The 21,042-nt window shown below is 54.4% G+C and carries 21 protein-coding genes; 11 read left to right on the top strand and 10 right to left on the bottom strand.

Annotated elements, in window-relative coordinates:
• Positions 1-107: 107 nt before the first annotated feature.
• The 3 genes from NB069_RS13165 (at position 108) to NB069_RS13155 (ending at position 1,708) form a co-directional block, all read left to right on the top strand.
• The gene (locus NB069_RS13165) at positions 108-842 is read left to right on the top strand and encodes an AzlC family ABC transporter permease (RefSeq protein ID WP_250584207.1); all 735 of its coding nucleotides are present in this window, start codon (positions 108-110) and stop codon (positions 840-842) included.
• A gap of 1 nt (position 843) precedes the next feature.
• Positions 844-1,164, top strand: a complete 321-nt coding sequence (locus tag NB069_RS13160) for an AzlD domain-containing protein (RefSeq protein WP_250584205.1) — start codon at positions 844-846, stop codon at positions 1,162-1,164.
• A gap of 133 nt (positions 1,165-1,297) precedes the next feature.
• Complete coding sequence (locus NB069_RS13155) at positions 1,298-1,708, top strand: YybH family protein (protein ID WP_250584203.1); 411 nt, start codon at positions 1,298-1,300, stop codon at positions 1,706-1,708.
• Positions 1,709-1,714: 6 nt separating this feature from the next.
• Here NB069_RS13155 and NB069_RS13150 read toward each other — a convergent pair whose 3' ends face one another.
• The 3 genes from NB069_RS13150 to NB069_RS13140 all read right to left on the bottom strand — a co-directional run bounded on the left by NB069_RS13150 (position 1,715) and on the right by NB069_RS13140 (position 5,213).
• Positions 1,715-2,410 carry an RES family NAD+ phosphorylase gene (locus NB069_RS13150; RefSeq protein ID WP_250584201.1) on the bottom strand — a complete coding sequence of 232 codons (696 nt, stop codon included), beginning with the start codon at positions 2,408-2,410 and terminating at the stop codon, positions 1,715-1,717.
• Positions 2,407-2,814: an MbcA/ParS/Xre antitoxin family protein gene (locus NB069_RS13145; RefSeq protein ID WP_250584199.1), complete on the bottom strand. Its 408-nt coding sequence runs from the start codon at positions 2,812-2,814 to the stop codon at positions 2,407-2,409. Before NB069_RS13145 ends, NB069_RS13150 begins: the two co-directional genes overlap by 4 nt.
• A gap of 125 nt (positions 2,815-2,939) precedes the next feature.
• Positions 2,940-5,213: an FdhF/YdeP family oxidoreductase gene (locus NB069_RS13140; RefSeq protein WP_250584197.1), complete on the bottom strand. Its 2,274-nt coding sequence runs from the start codon at positions 5,211-5,213 to the stop codon at positions 2,940-2,942.
• A 314-nt stretch (positions 5,214-5,527) separates the two neighbouring features.
• Between NB069_RS13140 and NB069_RS13135 the strand changes: the two genes are divergently transcribed.
• Positions 5,528-6,913 carry a purine-cytosine permease family protein gene (locus tag NB069_RS13135; protein ID WP_250589515.1) on the top strand — a complete coding sequence of 462 codons (1,386 nt, stop codon included), beginning with the start codon at positions 5,528-5,530 and terminating at the stop codon, positions 6,911-6,913.
• A 40-nt stretch (positions 6,914-6,953) separates the two neighbouring features.
• On the opposite strand, the gene NB069_RS13130 is transcribed toward NB069_RS13135, so the two are convergent.
• The gene (locus tag NB069_RS13130; RefSeq protein WP_250584195.1) at positions 6,954-7,349 is read right to left on the bottom strand and encodes a rhodanese-like domain-containing protein; all 396 of its coding nucleotides are present in this window, start codon (positions 7,347-7,349) and stop codon (positions 6,954-6,956) included.
• Positions 7,350-7,457: 108 nt separating this feature from the next.
• Between NB069_RS13130 and ftrA the strand changes: the two genes are divergently transcribed.
• From ftrA to NB069_RS13105, 5 genes are all read left to right on the top strand, one after another.
• The gene (gene ftrA, locus NB069_RS13125) at positions 7,458-8,420 is read left to right on the top strand and encodes a transcriptional regulator FtrA (RefSeq protein WP_250584192.1); all 963 of its coding nucleotides are present in this window, start codon (positions 7,458-7,460) and stop codon (positions 8,418-8,420) included.
• Positions 8,421-8,716: 296 nt separating this feature from the next.
• A complete protein-coding gene (locus NB069_RS13120) occupies positions 8,717-9,688 on the top strand; it encodes a glycosyltransferase family 2 protein (protein WP_250584190.1) in 972 nt (323 codons plus the stop codon).
• 11 nt (positions 9,689-9,699) lie between these two features.
• Positions 9,700-10,347 (top strand): class I SAM-dependent methyltransferase, encoded by a 648-nt coding sequence (locus NB069_RS13115; RefSeq protein ID WP_250584188.1) that lies wholly within the window; start codon positions 9,700-9,702, stop codon positions 10,345-10,347.
• On the top strand, positions 10,334-11,188 hold the full coding sequence (locus tag NB069_RS13110; protein WP_250584186.1) for a hypothetical protein: 855 nt from the start codon (positions 10,334-10,336) through the stop codon (positions 11,186-11,188). Before NB069_RS13115 ends, NB069_RS13110 begins: the two co-directional genes overlap by 14 nt.
• 5 nt (positions 11,189-11,193) lie before the next feature.
• The gene (locus NB069_RS13105; protein ID WP_250584184.1) at positions 11,194-12,957 is read left to right on the top strand and encodes a glycosyltransferase family 39 protein; all 1,764 of its coding nucleotides are present in this window, start codon (positions 11,194-11,196) and stop codon (positions 12,955-12,957) included.
• A gap of 80 nt (positions 12,958-13,037) precedes the next feature.
• Here NB069_RS13105 and ychF read toward each other — a convergent pair whose 3' ends face one another.
• The gene (ychF, locus tag NB069_RS13100) at positions 13,038-14,132 is read right to left on the bottom strand and encodes a redox-regulated ATPase YchF (RefSeq protein ID WP_250584182.1); all 1,095 of its coding nucleotides are present in this window, start codon (positions 14,130-14,132) and stop codon (positions 13,038-13,040) included.
• Positions 14,133-14,258: 126 nt separating this feature from the next.
• Positions 14,259-14,843, bottom strand: coding sequence for an aminoacyl-tRNA hydrolase (pth, locus tag NB069_RS13095; RefSeq protein ID WP_039030723.1), 585 nt, complete (start codon positions 14,841-14,843; stop codon positions 14,259-14,261).
• Between the two features lie 274 nt (positions 14,844-15,117).
• Here pth and ychH point away from each other — a divergent pair, with 274 nt between their 5' ends.
• Positions 15,118-15,393 (top strand): stress-induced protein YchH, encoded by a 276-nt coding sequence (ychH, locus tag NB069_RS13090; RefSeq protein ID WP_250584180.1) that lies wholly within the window; start codon positions 15,118-15,120, stop codon positions 15,391-15,393.
• Between the two features lie 117 nt (positions 15,394-15,510).
• Positions 15,511-16,554 (top strand): MerR family transcriptional regulator, encoded by a 1,044-nt coding sequence (locus NB069_RS13085; RefSeq protein WP_250584178.1) that lies wholly within the window; start codon positions 15,511-15,513, stop codon positions 16,552-16,554.
• Here the strand turns inward: NB069_RS13085 and dauA are convergent.
• The 4 genes from dauA to lolB all read right to left on the bottom strand — a co-directional run bounded on the left by dauA (position 16,540) and on the right by lolB (position 20,886).
• A complete protein-coding gene (gene dauA / locus NB069_RS13080) occupies positions 16,540-18,216 on the bottom strand; it encodes a C4-dicarboxylic acid transporter DauA (protein WP_250584175.1) in 1,677 nt (558 codons plus the stop codon). The two genes, NB069_RS13085 and dauA, sit on opposite strands and share 15 nt — an antisense overlap.
• A 120-nt stretch (positions 18,217-18,336) precedes the next feature.
• A complete protein-coding gene (gene prs, locus NB069_RS13075; RefSeq protein WP_003856663.1) occupies positions 18,337-19,284 on the bottom strand; it encodes a ribose-phosphate diphosphokinase in 948 nt (315 codons plus the stop codon).
• A gap of 124 nt (positions 19,285-19,408) precedes the next feature.
• Positions 19,409-20,278 (bottom strand): 4-(cytidine 5'-diphospho)-2-C-methyl-D-erythritol kinase, encoded by an 870-nt coding sequence (gene ispE / locus NB069_RS13070; protein ID WP_250584173.1) that lies wholly within the window; start codon positions 20,276-20,278, stop codon positions 19,409-19,411.
• Positions 20,275-20,886, bottom strand: a complete 612-nt coding sequence (lolB, locus tag NB069_RS13065; RefSeq protein ID WP_250584171.1) for a lipoprotein insertase outer membrane protein LolB — start codon at positions 20,884-20,886, stop codon at positions 20,275-20,277. The genes ispE and lolB overlap by 4 nt, the downstream gene beginning before the upstream one ends.
• Positions 20,887-21,042: the final 156 nt, after the last annotated feature.

The raw sequence follows: 21,042 nt of genomic DNA, 5'->3' as shown, positions 1-21,042 counted from the left end.
CGTCTCCTTCACCTGAGTAAATTTCACTGCTGAGCAGGATTTTACTATAGCGATTGTTAATGATTCTTAAGATAGTTACTTAAGTGAGCAATATATAGGATTAAACAATGTTGATGAAGTTACATGCCGGGCTGCGGTCGTCCGCGACGGACGAATTTCGGGCCGGTATTACCGCCTGTCTCCCCACCATTGCAGGCTACTGGAGCATCGGTTTTGCTGCCGGGGCAATCGGCACGCTCTCCGGCTTTACCACCGGGCAAATCGCGCTGCTGGCCAGTGCCCTCTACGCCGGTTCGGCGCAGTTTCTGTTTTACTCCCTGTGGGCCGCAGGGGCGGAAATGGCGTCGGTGGTGCTGAGCGTGCTGCTGGTCAACCTGCGCTATCTGCTGATGAGCTCCTCCATGAGCGTCTTTTTTCGCGACTACACCACCTTGCAGAAAGTGGTCAGCGGGCTGCTGCTGACGGACGAAACCTTTGGCGTGGCGGTGCAGCGCGCCAGCCCGCAGGGCAAAATCAGCTATCCGTGGATGCTGGGGCTGAATATCACAGCCTGGCTGAACTGGATTATCGCCTGTGTGGCCGGGGCCTGGCTGGCAACCGCGCTGCCCGCGTCACTGATGGAGGGGCTGGGCTTCAGCCTGGTGTCGATGTTTATCGGCCTGATCCTGATGATGTGGTTTGCCAGTCGGAGAAAAGTGCTGGAAACCCTGAACATTGCCGTCGCGGTGGTCATCACGCTGCTGATGGCCGGGAGCACGTCGCTCAGTATGGTGGTGATTGTCGCCGCATCCCTTGCCGCCACGCTGGCGACGCTGCTGTTACGCGCCCGGAAAGGAAAATAAGATGGAAAGAAATATTCTGCTGGCGATCCTCGCCTCTGCGCTGGTCACCGCCCTGATGCGCACCGTGCCGGTATTACTGCTCTCCCGCTTTCGCCTGCCGGAGGTGCTGCTGCAGTGGCTGAGCTTTATCCCCACCGCCATTATGGCCGCCCTGGTCGCCGCCGAGCTGATGAGTAAACCCGCCATGACGGACTCCGGGATCAGCATCTCGCTGCTGGCGGCTGCGGTCGCTACCCTGGTGGGCATTATTACCCGTGGGCTATTTGCTACGGTGATTGCCGGAGTCGTGGCGTTCTGTGCGGCGGGGTACTTTTTGGCGTAGTCTGCAATACGACAGGCTTTGCGAGACGTCTTCCAGAAATGCCAGTCGGATGCACTTTTGCTTGCCCGGTCTGCACAATTGGCAGTCTGATGGTAGATTCAATACAGTCAACCACTGAACAGGGAAAACGCACATGTACGAACATCCGCTTCGCCAGATCATCAAGGCGTGTGACAGGGCGATCACAGCCAAAGATTTCGACTCGCTGATGGAGCATTACGCTGAGGACGCCTCGCTGGTGGTCAAGCCCGGTATGATCGTGAAAGGTAAAGACAATATCCGCAGCGCCTTTACCTCCATCGCTGATTATTTTCAGGATCAGCTCATCGTGAAGCAGGGCGAAATGCAGATCATCGAAGGGGGCGGAGACGCGCTGGTTATCATGGAGACCCAGCTTTTCTTCCCGGATGAAGAGGGCGGCACGACAGCGGTAACCCGTCGTGCGACTTATGTCTTCCGTCTGGAAAACGACCGCTGGCTGTGTACCATCGATAACTCTTACGGTACCTCTGTTTTGGATGTTGAGCCTGCCGAAACCGTCTGAAGCAGATTATTTGCTGACCGGCGTGACCAGGCCGACGCTGACGATGCCTTTGTCCCAGATAATCTGGTGCAGCGAGGTCTGGATAATGCTGGTTATCGGTTTGGGGGTGAGCAGCGCCCAGCAGATGCCGCCCGGCCTGCGCACCGAGCGATAGGTTACGCCAGTCTCGCCCGCCACGCGCAGGCTGGCACCCAACCGCTGCGGCTCGCTATAGTCGGTGGGATGATACCAGGGATGTGCGTCCGACAGGCCGGTGATGTCGGCGAAAGCACAGCCGCCCAGCTCGGTCTCCAGGCAGCGGTACTCGAAGCGTTCGAATTTCAGGCCCGGCACGTTATGCCAGTAGAGATCGCAGTGGTAGACGATTTCGGCCAGCGCCGTCTCTTTGCTGTCGCCGAGGTAATAGACGCCATAATCACCGTTGGAAAAGCGGCTGCCGTCCGGGTTGACGTGGGTGAAGGCGGCCATCGCGTAGTGCGCCCCGCGTATCCCCAGCACCCACTCCTTACGCGGCAACAGACTGAGATTGCCCACCTCATCCGACAGACGCGGGTTAGTGAGCTTCTGGATCTCATACAGCACGTCAAACGCCTCGGGCGTGGCGACGTCTTCAAACACATAGATGGCAGGGTACTTAGTGTGCAGCAGTCGGTAGCCCTTAATGGGCACCACCGCGGTACGGGGGATGTCGGGATGGATCATCCGGCGAGGCCTCCGCGCAGCACGTCCACCCGTTTCGCCACTTCGTGAAGATTGCCGAATTCTCCACCCTCAATGAGCGACAGCGGCGTGGCACCGTTGAAGTAGGCATTGTGGTTGGCCATGGTCATAAACCCGTACACGTTCTCGGGGTTGCTGAACACGATGCGCAGCGCCGAGTGCATGTTCAGCAGGTAGCTGATGCGGGTTAACTGATCGTGGCTGAGGGAGGCGGATTTGGTATCACCGTGACGATACTTGTACAGCGCCGCCCGGGAAAGCTGCAGGATGTTCTGCTGCTGCTCGGGTGTGCAGCCCCACTTATCGAGGATGTTCATCGCCGCCCGGATGGCGATAAGGTCGCGATCGCCGCGAGTGTCAGAGGCAGGATTAAGATGCCTGGTCATGGAATACTCCCGCATCGGGTAAAAAGGTTATGTCTCAGTGTGGACTAAAATGATTATTTTGTCTATATGAAGACGGCTAACCGATCCGGGCGAAACGCCGGATCGGTTAAGGACGTGGCGGGAAATTACAGGGAGCGGATCTGTTTTGAACGCAGGGTTAAATGCACGGGCACCGATTTATAAGACGGCGTGCCGCTCTCTTTATCAAGGTAATTCAGGGGAACCAGCACGTTCGCTTCCGGGTAATAGGCGGCAACCGTGCCCGGCGCGATGCTGTACGCCACCAGGGTGATGTCGTTCAGGCGCTGCCCTGAGCCGGGCAGGGCAGTGTGAATATCCACCCGATCGCCATGCTCCAGTCCCAGTCGCTGCATGTCCTCTTCGTTCATAAACAGCACGTCGCGACGGCCAAACACCCCGCGATAGCGGTCATCCAGAGCATAAATGGTGGTGTTGTACTGGTCGTGGCTTCTTAAGGTGACCAGGCGCAGCACGTCATCGCCAACGCCCGGGCTGTTCTCCGCCACGCCATCAAACAGTGAAAACATCGCTTTGCCGCTGGCGGTGGGCCAGACGCGCTCTGTCGGCGGCAGCGGCATGCGGAATCCGCCGGGCACCCGGATGCGCGCGTTGAAGTTCTCAAAGCCGGGCAGGGTCTGCTCAATATAATCCCGGATGCGGTCGTAATCTTCTACCAGCCCCAGCCAGTCGGTTTTACTGTCTGGCAGCGTGGCATGGGCGATCCCGGCGACAATGGCCGGTTCAGAACGCAGCCAGGGAGAGGCGGGTTTCAGCTTGCCGCTGGAGGCATGCACCATCGACATAGAGTCTTCGACGGTGATCGACTGCTGGCCGCTCTGCTGCATATCGAGTTCCGTGCGACCGAGGCAGGGGAGCAGATACGTCTCCTTGCCGACCAGCAGGTGAGTGCGGTTCAGCTTGGTGGCGATACAGACATTCAGATCGAGGCTTTTCAGCGCCGGAAAGGCTTTATCGTGATCGGGCATCGCCACCGCGAAGTTGCCCCCAAGGCAGAGGAGCGCTTTTGCCTGGCCGTCGATCATCGCCTGGGCGGCCTGCACCGCGTCATGGCCGTGGGCGGCTGGGGGAGTAAAGCCAAACACCCTGCCCAGTTTATCCAGAAACGCCGCGGTCGGCTTTTCAGTGATCCCCACCGTACGGTTGCCCTGCACGTTAGAGTGGCCGCGCAGCGGGCAGATGCCCGCCCCGGGTTTGCCGAAATTGCCCCGCAGCAGCAGGAGATCGGCAATCAGGCGCACATTAGCGGTGCCCTTGTTGTGCTGGGTGATCCCCATGCCGTAGGTAATGATGGCGGCGCTGGATTTAGCGTAGATCTGCGCCACGCTCTCCAGATCGGCGCGCTTCAGGCCGGATTCGCGTTCAATGGCCTCCCAACTCGTGGCGGCGATATCGGCAGCGAAGTCGGTAAACCCCTGGGTGTGGGCGGCGATAAAGTCATGATCTAAAGCGTCCAGCACCAGCAGATGTTTGGCGATGCCTTTTAAGGCGGCGGCGTCGCCCCCGGCTTTCACCTGATAGTAAGTTGAGGCGATATCGGTGGCGCTGTAAGTCGCCATCTCACGCACGCTTTGTGGATCGGCAAAACGCTCCAGCGCCGTTTCGCGCAGCGGGTTAAAGACGATAATCGGCACGCCGCGGCGGGCCAGCTCGTGCAGGGTGCCCATCATTCGCGGATGGTTAGTGCCCGGGTTATGGCCGATGGAAATTACCAGGTCGGTATGGTCAAAATCTTCCAGCGAGACGGTGCCTTTACCGATGCCGATGGAGCGGGGCAGACCGACGCTGGTGGCCTGGTGGCACATATTGGAACAGTCGGGGAAATTATTGGTACCCAGCTCCCGGGCAAACAGCTGATACAGGAACGCAGCTTCGTTCGAGGCGCGCCCGGAAGTGTAAAACTCCACCTGTTCCGGCGCCAGGCCGCGCAACACCTCACCGATACGGGCAAAGGCCTCGTCCCACTCTACCGGGCGGAAAGTATCGCTCTGCGGGTCGTACTTCATGGGATGGGTCAGACGTCCGTAGCCTTCCAGCTCATAGTCGCTTTTCGCCCATAGCCTGCTTAGGGTGTGCTGCGCAAAAAATTCCGGTGTGACGCGCTTTGTCGTGGCTTCCCACGTCACCGCTTTGGCACCGTTCTCGCAGAACTGAAAGGTGGATTTGTGTTCTTTATCGGGCCAGGCGCAGCCCGGGCAGTCAAAGCCGTCCGGCTGGTTGGTGCGCAGCAGGGTGGCGGGGGCGTCGAAGGCGTCCATCTGGGTGCGCACGGCAATCGCGGTGGCTTTTAAGGCTCCCCAGCCCCCCGCCGGACCGGCGTAGTGGCGAATGCCGGGAACCGCTCGTCTGTTGTTACTCATCTGCACTCCTGTCGGGTATTTATGATGGCGCTGAATGTGTGTCAGCAGCGACGATGCCTTCTCTGAGTGTGGACTGATGCCTGGTCCGAGATACAGATATTTTTCATATTAATTACAAATTATTCACAGTTCAGTTCACAAATTCATCATTCGACGGGTGTGGAGGGGACGGCATGGTTGTATATACATGTTCTGTCATATGGCGTTGCGCATTACAGGCAGGGTGTCTGACGGTCATGAATCATCCATTGAGAGAGGAAACTATGTCGTCTTTTTCATCTTCAGAAGAGCAATCCAGGAAAAGCGGAGCGCGGATCTCGGAAACGCGATCCATCGATTACATCCCGGATAATGAACGGCACGGCCACCCCTTCAGTCAGTTTACGCTGTGGTTTGGCGGCAATTTGCAGATCACCGCCATTGTGACCGGTGCGCTGGCGGTGGTGCTGGGTGGCGACGTGGTGTGGTCGATTGTTGGCCTGCTGGTGGGGCAGGTATTGGGCGCAGTGGTGATGTCGTTTCACGCCCTGCAGGGGCCGCGCCTCGGTCTGCCGCAGATGATCATCAGCCGCGCCCAGTTCGGCGTGCTCGGTGCCGTCATTCCGCTGGTGCTGGTGTGTGTGATGTATGTTGGCTTCTCCGCCAGCGGTACGGTGCTGGCCGGGCAAGCCATGGCCCGGCTGCTGTCGGTGTCGAACGTGGCCGGTATGATCCTCTTCAGTGCGATCATCATCGTCATTGCGGTGCTGGGATATCGCGTGATCCACAAACTCGGAAAGGTCGCCAGCGTGGTGGGGGTGCTGGCATTCGTCTACCTGTTTATCGCCCTGCTGATGTCCAGCGATCTGAGTGCTGTCGCGCAAAACAATCACTTTTCAATGCCGATGTTCCTGCTGGCGGTGTCGCTCTCATCTTCGTGGCAGATCGCGTTTTGCCCCTATGTGTCTGACTACTCCCGCTACCTGCCGCGCGACGTTTCCGGGGTGAAAACTTTCCTGTCCGTCTTCAGCGGCACTGTGCTGGGCACCCAGGCCTCGATGACCCTCGGGGTGATCACCGCGGCGATTGCCGGCAGCGCCTTCAAGGGCCATGAGGTGAGTTACATTGTCGGGCTGGGCAAAAGCGAGGCGATGGCGATGGTGATCTACTTTGCGATCTGCTTCGGCAAAATCACCTTTACTACCCTGAACGCCTACGGCAGCTTTATGTCGCTCACCACCATCGTGTCGGGTTTTCGTAAACAGACCAAGCTGAGCCAGAAGAGCCGAATCGCCTTTGTGGTGCTGATGGTCACGATCTCCTGCGTGATTGCGCTGCTCAGCGAACCTGCGTTCCTGAAACACTTCACCCATTTCCTGTTGTTCCTGCTGGCGTTCTTTGTGCCGTGGAGTGCCATCAGCCTGACCGATTACTTTATTATTTCCCGTAAAGCGGTGGATATCCCGGCGCTGTTTGATGCCCAGGGACGCTATGGCCACTGGAACCTGTTTGCTATCAGCGTTTATGCCGTTGGGGTGCTGATCCAGCTGCCGTTTATTGAAAACCCGCTCTACCAGGGGTCACTGACCTGGATTTTTGCCGACAATGATGTCTCATGGGTGATTGGCTGGTTCTGTACCGCGGCGCTCTACTATGGCTTGCGACGTTTTGACCGTCGGGTGCTGCCGCAAGAGACGATCTACCCGGCATCGGGCAGGTAAGAGGATCACAGCGCCCCGCAAAATAACGGGGCGCTGTATGTTACTGAGGGTTAAAAGCAAAGCCTTCGTCGGCCCATCCGGTCATGCCGCCAATCATAATTTTTACCGGACGGCCCATCTGCGCCAGCTTCAGCGCGGCTCTGTCGGCGCCGTTGCAGTGTGGCCCGGCACAATACACCACGAACAGGGTGTCGGCAGGCCACTCCGCCATTCTTTGCTCGGTCATATCCCGGTGGCGCAGGTGTAGCGCACCCGGAATATGGCGACGGGCAAACGCCTCCGGGCTTCCCACCACGTGCAACAGGACAAAATCGATATCGCCCTCCTTGAATGCGGTGTGGACATCATCGCAGTCCGTTTCCACACTCAGGCGCTGTAAAAAATGGTTCACCGCTGTTTCTGCTGGCGCAGCAGGATAATCAGTCACATAGCTCATAAACACCTCCGTAATTGAGTCTTTACTCTACGGTTGAGAAGCGGTTTTGACAGCTGGCAGAAATGCCATATAACATCAAGATCATGACAAAAAGCATTGAGTGCTGTGATGAATAACCCTCTTGTCGTTGTGCTGGCCTATGACGGACTCTGTACCTTTGAATTTGGTATTGCCGTTGAAATTTTTGCCCTTGCCCGTCCCGAGATGGGCGACGACTGGTATCGCTTTGCGGTGGCGGGTGTTGATTCGGGAGAGCTGCGCGCAACGGGCGGTTTCAGGCTGGTGGTGGATGGTGGGCTGGAACTGCTGAGTGAGGCGGGAACCATTATCGTACCCGGCTGGCGGGGGGCGGATGTCCCGGTTCCCGGCGCGCTGTGCGAGCAGCTTGTCGCGGCGCATCGTCGTGGCGCGAGGATCCTGTCGATCTGTTCCGGCGTGTTTGTGCTCGCCGCCGCAGGATTACTTGATAACCGCCAGGCCACCACCCACTGGCGTTACACCGATTTATTGCAGCAGCGCTACCCGGCCATTCAGGTGACCCCTGACGTGCTGTATATCGATAACGGCGATGTGCTGACGTCCGCCGGCAGCGCGGCAGGTATCGATCTTTGCCTGCACCTGGTGCGCCGGGATTATGGCAGCGTAGCGGCGAACCGCGTGGCGCGTCGGCTGGTGGTGTCGCCGCATCGCGACGGCGGCCAGGCCCAGTTTATCCAGCAGGCGGTGCCCGTTGCCTATGAGGGGCACCGTCTGGGCGCGCTGTTCGATCATCTGCTGGCAAACCTTGCCGCCCCGCACAGCGTCGGGTCGCTGGCGAAATTTGTCGGCATGAGCCCGAGAACCTTTTTGCGCCGCTTTGCCGCGACAACCGGTAAAACCCCCGCCCAGTGGCTGCTCAATGCCCGCCTGAGCCGCAGCCAGGACTTGCTGGAAAACAGCCAGCTGTCGATTGAGCGTATCGCGGAAGAGGTGGGGTTTGGCAGCGTGGCGACGATGCGCCATCATTTCAGGAATCAGCTGTCGACGACGCCTTTGGCGTACCGGAGGGGGTTTGCTGCGTCAGGGGACTAACCTGGCAGAATGTTATACAAGTTAGTGTTGGAAAGAGAATACTTATATGCCTCAGAACACAGCGGATATATCACTATTATTCTCGCCCGATTCCGAACGGTAAAATAGCAAACCATAAGTTATCAGAATATATTTTAGTAACTTTGCGATCCAGGCAACACTTTTTAGAATGTCATCATTAAAACAAAACTTCATAGAGGTGAAGTTTGTAAAGCAAACTTTTTGTATATAAAGTGTAACCTTCAATAAGGAAGCGGTAGAAAAATCAATCAAGAAGAAATGTAAGGTGAAGGGTAATGAAATTAATCATACAAATCCCCTGCTTTAATGAAGCTGAAACTCTTGCAATTGCTTTGAAAGCCCTACCCAGACAGATTGCTGGTTTTGATACGGTGGAATGGCTGATTGTTGATGACGGCAGTACCGACGACACTGTTAACGTGGCCAGACAAAACGGCGTTGATCATATTGTTAAGCATGCAGGTAATAAAGGCCTTGCTAAAGCTTTTATGACAGGCCTGGATGCATGTCTGAATTTGAATGCTGATGTCATTGTGAATACGGATGCTGATAACCAATACAGTGCTGATGACATACCGCTGCTTGTGGCGCCTATACTCGAGCATCGCGCAGAAATGGTCATCGGTGAACGACCCATTTCCACTATTGAACACTTTTCACCCATAAAAAAATACCTCCAGAAAATCGGAAGCTGGGTGGTACGTGTGGCAAGTAATACCACTATTCCCGATGCGCCGAGCGGTTTCAGGGCTATGTCGCGTGAAACTGCGCAAAAATTAATGGTATTCAATGACTATACTTATACATTAGAAACCATTATTCAGGCCGGACAAAAAAATATTACCATTACCTCAGTATCAGTTCGTGTCAACGACGACTTACGGCCTTCGCGTCTGGTAAAAAGTGTTTCTTCCTATATCAAAAGAAGTATTATTACTATTGTCCGGATTTTTATTATTTATCGCCCATTCCGCTTTTTTGGCACGATAGGCATCGTACTTTTTTCTGCCGGATTTTTATTAGGCGTTCGTTTCCTCTATAAATACCTTACCGGCGACGGTAATGGTTATGTTCAGTCATTAATCCTGGCATCGATACTAATGGGTATGGGTTTTCAGACCATTCTGGTTGCTTTTGTTACGGATCTTTTATCCGCTAACAGAAAGCTTCTGGAAGATCTGCGTTTTAAGGTCGCTCAACTCGAGTCCGGCCCAACTACTCACGCTAATAATAAAGATCAAAAATAGAAGAGGTGTTTATGGGTTTTAAAGTATCGGGCGGAAAATCAGAAGACGGGGTAGTTTTCGGAAACGCTTTTGATAAGTACGGATCTAAAAATCCCATTGTAAAATGGATGATGAAGGGATTTGACTCCTCTCTCGAGAACTTTGTGAGCCGAGCTAATCCAAAGACTATTCATGAGGTTGGCTGCGGGGAAGGTTTTTGGGTCAACAAGTGGAACGCGCAGGGATTACAGGCGGTTGGCAGTGATTTTTCTCATGATGTTATCTCTATAGCGCGAGAAAATGCGGCAAGTGCGGGTCTTATGGCTGATGTATTCAACGCTAAAAGTATCTACAATCTCAAACCTGAAAGTGATAGTGCGGATCTCGTCGTATGCTGTGAAGTGATGGAACATCTGGAGGATCCAGACCAGGCGATGAAAGTCTTGCAGAGTCTGGTTAAACATTATCTTATCGTTAGCGTTCCACGTGAACCTGTGTGGTGCGCGCTGAATATGGCTCGCGGTAAGTATTTGAAAAAATTCGGTAACACGCCCGGACATATTCAGCACTGGTCAAAAAATGCTTTTATCAATTTTACCGGCCAGTATTTCAAGGTACTTGAAGTTTCCTCTCCTTTCCCCTGGACTATGTTGCTGTGCGTGCCGTATGACAAAGAGTAACCTACGTAAGGCACTCAATTATGCTGGTAGCGTTATTGCCCTGTTGAGTGTCCTGTTTGTTGTCCACAGAATCAATGCATACTGGTCACAGGTGCCGGATAATACGTTTACCGTTACGTTGCTGCTGTTAATTTTGCTGCTGGCAGGCGTTTACGGTGCGGCGAATATTATCCTTGCCGCAGCGTGGCGATTGCTGATGCTCGGGCTTGAGCAAACTATCAGTGCCCGGATTGCCACCCGAATATATGGGCTGACCCAACTGGCGAAATATGTGCCTGGCAATATATTCCAGTTTGCCGGAAGGCAATTTTTGGCAATGTCTTACGGCTTTTCCGGAAAAGCGATAGCCAAAAGCGCTTTTCTGGAGTTACTGCTATTGGTTCTGACCGGTGCCGGATTTGTCCTGTGGATGTTACCCTTGTTATATCCGGCTTTCAGCATTGTATATGGCCTGTCCCTCTTTATTATTACCGTACTATTAGTTGCATGGGGCCTTAAATGGCGAGGTCAGAGTGGTTTAATTAAGGCAGTTATCCGTTACTTTTTGTTCCTGCTTATATCAGGTACCGTGTTCCTTTGCGTACTCTATTCAATTGTCGATAGCTGGACCTTGACTCTCGCCCAGACTTTGCCTCTCATTGGAGCCTATGTCATCGCGTGGCTTGCAGGTTTGGTCACACCGGGTTCGCCCGCAGGGGTGGGTATCCGGGAATTTTTGCTGATTCTGTTGTTAAAACCTTTCTTTGCTGAGATTGACATTGTCATGGCGGTAATATTAAGTCGAATAACAACGGTTGTTGGCGATTGTTTTTTTTACTTATACTCCCTTAGCCTGAGATGACTGAGATGAAAAAACAAAAACTCAGTGTTGTTGTTATCGTTATTTTTCTTTGCTTGTTTTATCTGATGCTGGCAGTAGGTTATTCTCAATCCTATAGCCCTGGATTCTTCCCTGACGGGTTTGCTCATATGGGATATATTATTGATGTTATCAAAAATGGTTTTCCGGACTACAATGCAGGTTTGATTTACGCGAGTACTAAATTTAATTATCTGAATCATCCAGCATTATATTACGTTATTGTAGGCGAGTTAACCAAGATATTACATATGCAGGATGTATTTGCATATGTAGGCCGATATGTAAACATGTTTATCTCTCTTCTTATCATTGCGCTCACATGTCGGATGTTATACCAGACCACAGGGTCCAGTCTTGCTACCTTTTTGGGTGGCACTTTCTTATTAGTTATTCCAATGTTTGTACTTTTAGGTAGCGCAGTCACTAACGATCAGATAAATATGCTCGGTTGTACTTTAGTAATCTATGGCCTGGTAGGGTTGATAGAGATTGATAACGATAGAAAACCATCAACGGCCTTTATTATTTCCATTTGCGCAGGCGGGCTTATTGCTTCACTCAGTAAAGCCACGGGTTCACTGGCGATAATCTGCATGATGTTCTGCGTTGCGAGCCTTAATTTTGCCAGAGTAATAAAAATTGTTAAGAATTTATCTGTAAAACAAGGGATAGTTATAATTTTATCAGTTGCGGTCGTAGTTATCTATTTTATTAGCGTACATAGAACATATGGGGGATTTTATCCTGCCCCGCAGGGCACGCCTGCAACATGGTTTTTCGTTGAAAACCCGACTGCAACAAGATTGGCCCTGGCTGATTTTGTTGGTAACTTTCTCAACGGCAATCTGGTCACCCTGACTATCCCCTATGGGCATATTTATATTGCTGACAGTGAAATTAGAATATTCGTCGTTAAAACAATTTTGACTATGTTGGCGGTGATGTTTGGATATGTATTAATTAAAAGGCCATCCAGGCATGGATCTTATTTCACTGTCACATGCTCGTTGATCGTGGCATTTTTTATTTTCTTTATTATATACTTCTTTACTATCAGAGACATGCATTTAAAAACGGGCTATACAGGTGCAATGCAGGCCAGATATTTCTTTGGATTTTTACCCGCATGTTCTTTAGTAATAGCAAAGGTGATTGCGTACCTGAGAAATAAGGTTGTAAAAACCATCATTTCTCTGGTGATGATAACAGGTCTATTCACAGCGACTTACCCTGCGACAGTAAAAATTTTAGATCTCAGAACGTGGCACTCCGAGATTGTTGAACAACCTCTGTTTAATACCAGTTACGGGTATCTCATCCCAGGTCGTTACTTTGAACAGACCATTATCGCCGAAACGGATACCCTCAAAGGGGTTGAATTGATGCTGGCTACCTTTGCACGACAAAATCATGGCCCCTTAACGCTGACGTTACTGGATCAGTCAGGAAAGAAGGTAGCCAATGAGGTTATCAATATGGAAACTCTTGAAGACAATGCTTACGCATGGTTTGATTTTAACCAGGTGAAAATTATTAAAAAACAGAAATATACATTGCGTCTCACATGTGCTGAGTGTACGTCAGATAATGCCATCACCTGGTGGGCCTTGAAGCCGGAATATGAAGCCTCAGTCTTTTTATTAAACAGATTTGGACCCGGTGCTGTAGACAGATATCCGAAAGGAGAAGCCTATGTGGATGGTGTCAAAATGGGTGGAGCGTTTTCCTTCCGACTGTACTTTCAATAAGCTTCTTCCAATAAAAAATCCACGCAAGCGCGTGGATTTTTATATCTGAATAAGCCAAGGCAAGCGGCTTAATTAAGACATTAAACGTTAAACAGGAAGTTCATCACATCGCCATCTTTAACGATGTAGTCTTTACCTTCCGCACGCATCTTGCCGGCTTCTTTCGCGCCTTGTTCGCCTTTATAAGCAATAAAGTCTTCAAACGCGATGGTCTGGGCACGGATAAAGCCCTTCTCAAAGTCGGTGTGGATCTTACCCGCCGCCTGCGGAGCAGTGGCGCCGACAGGGATGGTCCATGCGCGCACTTCTTTCACGCCCGCGGTGAAGTAGGTCTGCAGGTTTAACAGCTCATAACCGGCGCGGATCACGCGGTTCAGACCTGGCTCTTCCAGACCCAGCTCGGCCATGAACTCTTCACGGTCGGCATCGTCCAGCTCGGCGATATCAGACTCGACAGCCGCACACACGGCCACAACGACAGAACCTTCCGCCGCCGCGATTTCGCGCACTTTGTCCAGGTATGGGTTGTTTTCAAAACCGTCTTCGTTGACGTTAGCGATATACATGGTTGGCTTCAGGGTCAGGAAGCTCAGGTATTTGATCGCCGCTTTATCTTCGTCGGTCAGGTTTTTCAGCGCGCGCAGCATGCCTGCGTTTTCGAGCTGTGGCAGACATTTTTCCAGCGCAGCCTGTTCCGCTTTTGCGTCTTTATCACCACCTTTGGCTTTCTTCTGCACGCGGTGCAGGGCGCGCTCGCAGGTGTCGAGATCAGAAAGCGCCAGCTCGGTGTTGATGACGTCGATGTCGTCAGCCGGATCCACTTTGTTGTTCACGTGGATGATGTTGTCGTTCTCGAAGCAGCGCACAACATGGCCGATTGCTTCGGTTTCACGGATGTTGGTCAGGAACTGGTTACCCAGACCTTCGCCCTTGGAGGCACCTTTTACCAGACCTGCGATGTCCACGAACTCCATGGTGGTCGGCAGAATACGCTGCGGTTTTACGATCTCCGCGAGCTGATCCAGACGCGGATCGGGCATGGGTACGACACCGGTGTTTGGCTCGATGGTACAGAACGGGAAGTTCGCCGCCTCGATGCCCGCTTTAGTCAGCGCGTTAAACAGGGTGGATTTGCCAACGTTAGGCAGACCAACGATACCGCATTTGAATCCCATTTCTGAATCACCTTAATGTCTTGATATTCAACACGTTAACATTAACGAGTCGAAGAAAAGTAAATAACTACGCCTATTATACACGTAACCCGCAGGCTGCGGGGCAAAAAAGGCGCTTTGCCCCGGTTATTGCGCTTTGAAAGCGTGCAGACGGTTAGTGGCTTTGGTTAACCCATCCTGCAGCCAGATTTCAGTGCAACGCGCCGCTTCGTCTACCGCCTCGTCGATCAGTTTCTGCTCGGAAACCGGTGGCTTACCGAGGACAAAACCGACAACTTTGTTTTTATCCCCCGGATGGCCGATCCCCACGCGTAAGCGGTGGAAGTTGGGGTTATTGCCCAGTTTGCTGATGATGTCTTTCAGGCCATTATGCCCGCCGTGGCCGCCGCCCAGTTTGAATTTTGCCACGCCCGGCGGCAGATCCAGTTCGTCGTGCGCCACCAGAATTTCATCCGGGTTAATGCGATAAAAAGTCGCCATAGCGGCAACGGCTTTACCGCTTAAATTCATAAACGTGGTCGGCACCAGCAGACGCACATCGGCTCCGGCCAGGTTAATGCGTGAGGTAAACCCGTAAAATTTAGGTTCTTCACGCAGGGGAGCGCGCAACCGCTCGGCCAGCAGATCTACATACCATGCGCCAGCATTATGGCGGGTAGCCGCATATTCCGCGCCGGGGTTGGCCAGGCCGACTATCAGTTTAATCGTCACGTTTTTGTTCCTGAAAGTGCTAAGACTGGCGCGTAGTGTACTGTCTGCCGCGTCGGTTGACAAAATTCTGCGTGCCAACGTGCAAAATCTGAATAATACCGCCTTTGAACCATTAGAATTTCATGCTACTCAAAGGCTTATTTGTAAAGTTTTGTTGCTCAGAAGTCCGTATTTGTGATCGCTCGCGCACTCCGCAAAAAGGGTGTTGTCTATACTTTACACACAAGGATTAGGGAGATTATTCCCTGACAACCCAAAGTTCCGGAGGTGACATATGAAACGCAAAAACGCTTCGCTACTCGGTAACATGTTGATGGGGTTGGGATTAGTCGTCATGGTTGTCGGCGTCGGTTATTCCATTTTAAACCAGCTCCCGCAACTTGACCTGCCGCAATACTTCGCGCATGGCGCGGTGCTGAGCATCTTCCTGGGTGCAGTGCTGTGGCTGGCGGGGGCTCGCGTCAGCGGCCACGAACAGGTTTGCGACAAATACTGGTGGGTGCGCCATTACGATAAACGCTGCCGTCGCGATCAGCATAAGCACAGTTAACCTGTCACAGCGCGAAAAGCGGTTTCTTCGGAAGCCGTTTTTTTTTGCCTTTTTACTTGACCCTCACGTAACGTAAGGCGCCAGAGTGACCCTGATGGCGAGATAAAAGGAGCAGTCATGTTAATCCAGGTTGGCCAGCTGGCGAAGAGAGCGGGGATCACCGTTCGTACGTTACACCATTATGAGCAAACCGGATTGCTGCTTCCCTCCGCCAGAAGTGCGGCAGGTTACCGACTTTATACCCTCGCGGACGTACAGCGGCTGCACCGAATCCAGGTGCTGGCCAAAGCGGGGCTGGAACTTGCCGAAATCAAACAGATTCTCGATCGGGATCCCCGCTCCATGGTGGATGTGCTGAGTGGGCAAATCGCCCTGCTGGATAAACAGCTGCGTGGCATACAGACGCTGCGGGACCAGCTGATGGGATTGCGGGGCGCGATGGCCGCAGGTGCCGAGCCCGATCTGGAATCCTGGTTACAGACGCTGGAGTTAATGACGATGTACGATCGCTGGTTCAGTAAAGAAGAGTTACAGGTATTACCCTTTGCGCAGCAGAGCGACGCCCTGGACGGGATCTGGGCAGGGCTGGTGGCAGAGGTGCAGAGCCTGCTGGTGGAAAAGGTGGACGTTGCCGACCCGCGCGCTACCGATCTGGCAACGCGCTGGATGACGCAGCTTGAGCAGGATACCGCGAGCAATCCGGCATTCCTGACCCGGTTGAATGAAATGCACAGCGTGGAGCCGCAAATGCGCGAGCAGACGGGGATCAACGCTGAAATCCTTGATTACATCACCCGGGCGTTTGCCGAGAGCAAGCTGGCAATCTGGGCGCGCTACCTGACGCCAGAAGAGATGGCGTTCACCCGCGCGCACTATTTTGATCGCATGATGGAGTGGCCTGCCCTGGTGGCAAAGCTGCATCAGGCGAGCCGGGAAGGGCTGAACGCAGAGACTCCACAAGCGCAGCAACTGGCGGAGAACTGGCTGGCGTTGTTCCAGTCCTATGCCGGGACTGACCCCGTTACCCAGCAAAAATTCCGCCTGGCCATGCAGCAGGAGCCGCATCTGATGAAGGGGACCTGGATGACGCCTGCGGTGCTTGAGTGGCTCCAGCAGGCGATCGGGATCATGATGCAGCGGAGGATGTCACAGATCCGCTAACGCCGCCTCGCGGTTCGGATAGAACGCCAGACGACCCGCAATGGGTTGCACTCCTGCGCGCGCCATCGTGCGCAGGGGCTGGAATTCGAGATTGGTCACCCGCAGTTCACAGCCTTCCGGCAAGCGTTGCACAAAACGCTGGAAGGCGTCCAGCCCGCCAGCATCCAGCACTGGTACCGCGTCCCACTTCAGCACCAGGATCCGTTTCCCCGCCAGGCGCGACTCCAGTTCGCTGAACAGACCTTCGGCAGCGGCAAAGAACAGCGGACCGATAACCCGCAGCACCAGCACGTCATCCGGCACCGTGACGTTCACCGAGGCCAGACGGGTCATACGGGCGATACGGCGCATAAACAGCAGGGAGGCCAGCACAATGCCAACGCTTATCGCAATGACCATATCAAACAGCACGGTCAGCGACATGCAGATCAGCATCACGATGATGTCGTCCTTCGGCGCGCGGCGCAGCAGGTTCACCACTTTATGCGCCTCGCTCATGTTCCACGCCACCATCAGCAGCAGGGCGGCCATGGCCGAGAGCGGCAGCCAGGAGAGCAGCGGCGCCAGCACCAGCAGGGCGAGGATCACCAGCAGGGAGTGGATCACCGCCGAAACCGGTGAGGTTGACCCGGCGCGAACGTTCGCTGCTGAACGGGCAATGGCCGCCGTGGCGGTGATCCCGCCGAAGAACGGGGCGATGATGTTGCCCAGCCCCTGACCCACCAGTTCGCTGTTGGCTTTATGTTTGGTGCCGGTCATGCCGTCCAGCACCACGGCGCAAAGCAGCGACTCAATCGCCCCCAGCATCGCCATGGAAAACGCGGCAGGCAGCAGGGCGCGAAGGGCGTCCCAGCTTAGGGTAAAGCTTGAGCCGGGCATGTCCCACGGCAGTACCAGCTGGGGCAGAAGCTGCGGGATACCGTTACCCTGTGAACCATCGGCCAGCACATAGTGGAACTGTGAACCAATCGTCGCGACATGGCCCCCCAGCAGGTTCACCACCCCCATCACCGCACAGCCCAGCAGCAGGGCGGGCAGGTGCCCCGGCAGGCGGATGCCCAGTCGCGGCCAGAGGATCAGCGTGCCCAGCGTCACCACGCCGATCGCGGCATCGCCGGGGTTGGTGGTCGGCAGCGCCATCACCAGCGCCCCCACTTTTTGCAGGTAGTGTTCCGGTACATGGGCCATCTGCAGGCCAAGAAAATCCTTAATCTGCATGGTCCCGATGGTAATACCGATCCCGGAGGTGAAGCCCAGGGTGACGGAAAGCGGGATGTACTCAATCAGCCTGCCAAAGCGCGCCAGGCCGAACAGAATCAAAAATACCCCGGACATCAGGGTCGCCACCAGCAATCCGGCAAGCCCGAACTGCTGAGAAACCGGATAGAGGATCACCACGAAGGCCGCGGTGGGCCCGGAGACGCTAAAGCGAGACCCGCCGCTCAGGGCAATCACAATCCCGGCGACGGCGGCAGTGTACAGGCCATACTGCGGCGCCACGCCGCTGCCAATAGCCAGCGCCATCGCCAGCGGGATGGCAATAATACCCACCGTAATCCCGGCAATCAGGTCACGGGTAAACCGCGACAGGGTGTATTTCTCTTTCCAGCAGGCGTCGATGAGGGCGCGGAAGGGAAGAACATGAGAGGAAGCGTTTTTCACAATCATTATCCAGTTGCGCATCATCTGTCATATCAATGGCAGGTGAAGGAGGCATTAATCATACAAATAGATGCCACAGACAAAAAAACCCGCCGTAGCGGGTTTTCAGACTGCGGCCGATTAGTGTTCGAACATCGCAGAGATGGATTCTTCGTTGCTGATACGACGAATCGCTTCGGCCAGCATCCCGGACAGGGTCAACGTACGCACGTTTGGCAGTGCTTTGATTTCGTCGCTCAGTGGGATGGTGTCGCACACGACAACTTCATCAATGACGGAGTTGCGCAGGTTGTTTACGGCATTGCCGGAGAAGATCGGGTGAGTTGCGTAAGCGAATACGCGTTTAGCACCACGCTCTTTCAGCGCTTCGGCGGCTTTGCACAGAGTGCCGCCGGTGTCGATCATGTCGTCAACCAGCACGCAGTCACGGCCAGCAACGTCACCGATGATGTGCATCACCTGAGAAACGTTAGCGCGTGGACGGCGTTTGTCGATGATCGCCATGTCGGTGTCATTCAGCAGTTTGGCGATAGCGCGGGCGCGAACCACGCCGCCGATATCCGGAGAAACCACAATCGGGTTATCCAGGTTCAGCTGCAGCATGTCTTCCAGCAGGATTGGGCTGCCGAATACGTTATCAACCGGAACATCAAAGAAGCCCTGGATCTGCTCGGCATGCAGGTCAACCGTCAGAACACGGTCAACGCCGACGCTAGAGAGGAAGTCAGCAACAACTTTTGCGGTAATTGGCACACGTGCGGAACGGACGCGACGGTCCTGGCGGGCATAGCCAAAGTAAGGGATTACAGCAGTGATACGGCCAGCGGAAGCACGGCGCAGGGCATCGACCATAACAACCAGTTCCATCAGGTTGTCGTTAGTTGGAGCACAGGTGGACTGGATGATGAAAATATCACCACCGCGTACATTTTCATTAATTTGTACGCTGACTTCGCCATCGCTAAAGCGACCTACGGCGGCGTCGCCAAGAGAAGTGTACAGGCGGTTGGCAATACGTTGTGCTAGTTCCGGGGTGGCGTTACCAGCAAAAAGCTTCATATCAGGCACGAGAAGAACCTCAGGCATGCGTCCAGTGGTGGATAGTGTCGCCGTAAACTGTGCGGGCCAGGCGAACGCTATCCAGGCGGTGTATTAAAGAGCGCGATGCAACGTCTGGAACAGGGTGACGTTGTCACCGAAACTCAGATTGCGCCAGAATGGCCTGCTGTAGCGGGGAGATGTTCATACCACGCGCTACGAAACCATGCAGCCACTCTGGAGCCAGCTCGAGCACCTGACGTGCGGCGGATTCCGTATCAAATTCAGCAAAGACACAGGCTCCTGTGCCAGTCAGGCGCGACGGCGCGTATTCTAACAGCCAGGAAAGCGCGACATCAACCTCGCGAAAACGTTTTCTTGCGATATCCTCGCAATCGTTGCTGAATTCACAGTTTAATAACGTTTCTATTGACCGGACGGGCGTATCGCGTGGAAGGTCCGGATCCTTAAAGATAACCGGGGTCGGAATGCTGACGCCCGGGTGGGCCACCAGGTACCATTTTTCGGCAGGTTCTGCCGGGGTGAGGATCTCACCCACGCCTTCGGCAAAGGCGGCATGCCCGCGGACAAACACCGGCACATCGGCGCCGAGCGTCAGCCCGAGCGCAGCCAGTTCATCCACCGAAAGATCGCAGCCCCACAGGTGATTGAGCACCACCAGCACGGTGGCGGCATTTGACGACCCGCCGCCCAAACCGCCGCCCATCGGCAGGCGCTTCTCCACGCTGATATCCGCGCCGCTTCCCGCTGGCAGGCGACCGCTCTGCTGCGCCGCGGCCATCAGCAGGCGGGCAGCGCGGACGATCAGGTTATCTTCATCCGCCACGCCTTCCACCGGGGTGAGCAGACGAATCAGCCCGTCCTGACGAGGTTCAACCGAAAGGGTGTCGCCGTAGTCAATAAACTGAAACAGCGTCTGCAGGGTGTGATAACCGTCAGCACGCTGGCCGGTGATGTATAAAAACAGGTTCAGTTTTGCGGGAGAGGGCCAGTGGGTCATCATTTGACAATCCAGTTATCCATCTTCAGCTTGATGCGCTGGCCGCCTTCGGTCAGCTCAAGGCTGGTCGGCAGGGCCGGTTTGGTGTTGCTGTCGTAGCCGCCGTAAACCACGTGCCAGTTTTTACCGTTCTGGCTGTAGTTCACCTCACTCAGACGATACTGGTCGTCGAGCTTGTAGTCGGTGGCATCGCCCGGCAGCCCCAGGATCCACTGACGCAGGCTGGTGATCGGAATCGGCATCCCGGTCAGCTTGCCGATCATCTCTTCAGCATCGGTGCCGGTATATTTCTGCCCTTTATTGTCGGTGATTTGCGCGCTGCCTGGCTGAGCAATCAGCTCCATCTCCGTGCTTCCCACCGGGTTAAGCAACAGCAGGCGATAGCGGTCCTGGCCGGTCTGCTGCCAGAAGAAGCGGGCATACACTTTCTGCCGATCCGACAGATACGCAAAAGCACCGCGGGTCTGGTACTGGCTTAAACCGCGCACCTCCTGCTGGTGCTGACGCCACTGCGGCGAATCCGGGCTTTTGCCGGGCCCTTTAGGTGGCGTAATAGAACATGCGGTCAGCACCAGCGCGGCGAGGGGCAGCAGGCGAATCAGTCTGGTCATAATGAGGACAAATCCTTGAGATACGTGGCGGTTATAATCCTTAATGCTAGCGCCCGGGCACGGGAGCGTCTACGCTCAAGTTGTCCTAAATCATCAAATTAGCGGTTAAGAGCAACTGGTAACCTATTACTCCGAAAGGGGGCAGTCTCTTTTATT

Origin of the sequence: Leclercia adecarboxylata, assembly GCF_023639785.1 — a bacterium.
GTDB lineage: Bacteria > Pseudomonadota > Gammaproteobacteria > Enterobacterales > Enterobacteriaceae > Enterobacter > Enterobacter adecarboxylatus_D.
This window is presented reverse-complemented; position numbering and strand designations above follow the sequence as displayed.

What these genes read in the sequence shown, in the direction of transcription:
- NB069_RS13165 (WP_250584207.1), top strand. Translation starts at nt 108, where the DNA reads ATGTTGATGAAGTTACATGCCGGGCTGCGGTCGTCCGCGACGGACGAA.
- NB069_RS13160 (WP_250584205.1), top strand. Translation starts at nt 844, where the DNA reads ATGGAAAGAAATATTCTGCTGGCGATCCTCGCCTCTGCGCTGGTCACC.
- NB069_RS13155 (WP_250584203.1), top strand. Translation starts at nt 1,298, where the DNA reads ATGTACGAACATCCGCTTCGCCAGATCATCAAGGCGTGTGACAGGGCG.
- NB069_RS13150 (WP_250584201.1), bottom strand. Translation starts at nt 2,410, where the DNA reads ATGATCCATCCCGACATCCCCCGTACCGCGGTGGTGCCCATTAAGGGC.
- NB069_RS13145 (WP_250584199.1), bottom strand. Translation starts at nt 2,814, where the DNA reads ATGACCAGGCATCTTAATCCTGCCTCTGACACTCGCGGCGATCGCGAC.
- NB069_RS13140 (WP_250584197.1), bottom strand. Translation starts at nt 5,213, where the DNA reads ATGAGTAACAACAGACGAGCGGTTCCCGGCATTCGCCACTACGCCGGT.
- NB069_RS13130 (WP_250584195.1), bottom strand. Translation starts at nt 7,349, where the DNA reads ATGAGCTATGTGACTGATTATCCTGCTGCGCCAGCAGAAACAGCGGTG.
- ftrA (WP_250584192.1), top strand. Translation starts at nt 7,458, where the DNA reads ATGAATAACCCTCTTGTCGTTGTGCTGGCCTATGACGGACTCTGTACC.
- NB069_RS13120 (WP_250584190.1), top strand. Translation starts at nt 8,717, where the DNA reads ATGAAATTAATCATACAAATCCCCTGCTTTAATGAAGCTGAAACTCTT.
- NB069_RS13115 (WP_250584188.1), top strand. Translation starts at nt 9,700, where the DNA reads ATGGGTTTTAAAGTATCGGGCGGAAAATCAGAAGACGGGGTAGTTTTC.
- NB069_RS13110 (WP_250584186.1), top strand. Translation starts at nt 10,334, where the DNA reads ATGACAAAGAGTAACCTACGTAAGGCACTCAATTATGCTGGTAGCGTT.
- NB069_RS13105 (WP_250584184.1), top strand. Translation starts at nt 11,194, where the DNA reads ATGAAAAAACAAAAACTCAGTGTTGTTGTTATCGTTATTTTTCTTTGC.
- ychF (WP_250584182.1), bottom strand. Translation starts at nt 14,132, where the DNA reads ATGGGATTCAAATGCGGTATCGTTGGTCTGCCTAACGTTGGCAAATCC.
- ychH (WP_250584180.1), top strand. Translation starts at nt 15,118, where the DNA reads ATGAAACGCAAAAACGCTTCGCTACTCGGTAACATGTTGATGGGGTTG.
- NB069_RS13085 (WP_250584178.1), top strand. Translation starts at nt 15,511, where the DNA reads ATGTTAATCCAGGTTGGCCAGCTGGCGAAGAGAGCGGGGATCACCGTT.
- ispE (WP_250584173.1), bottom strand. Translation starts at nt 20,278, where the DNA reads ATGATGACCCACTGGCCCTCTCCCGCAAAACTGAACCTGTTTTTATAC.
- lolB (WP_250584171.1), bottom strand. Translation starts at nt 20,886, where the DNA reads ATGACCAGACTGATTCGCCTGCTGCCCCTCGCCGCGCTGGTGCTGACC.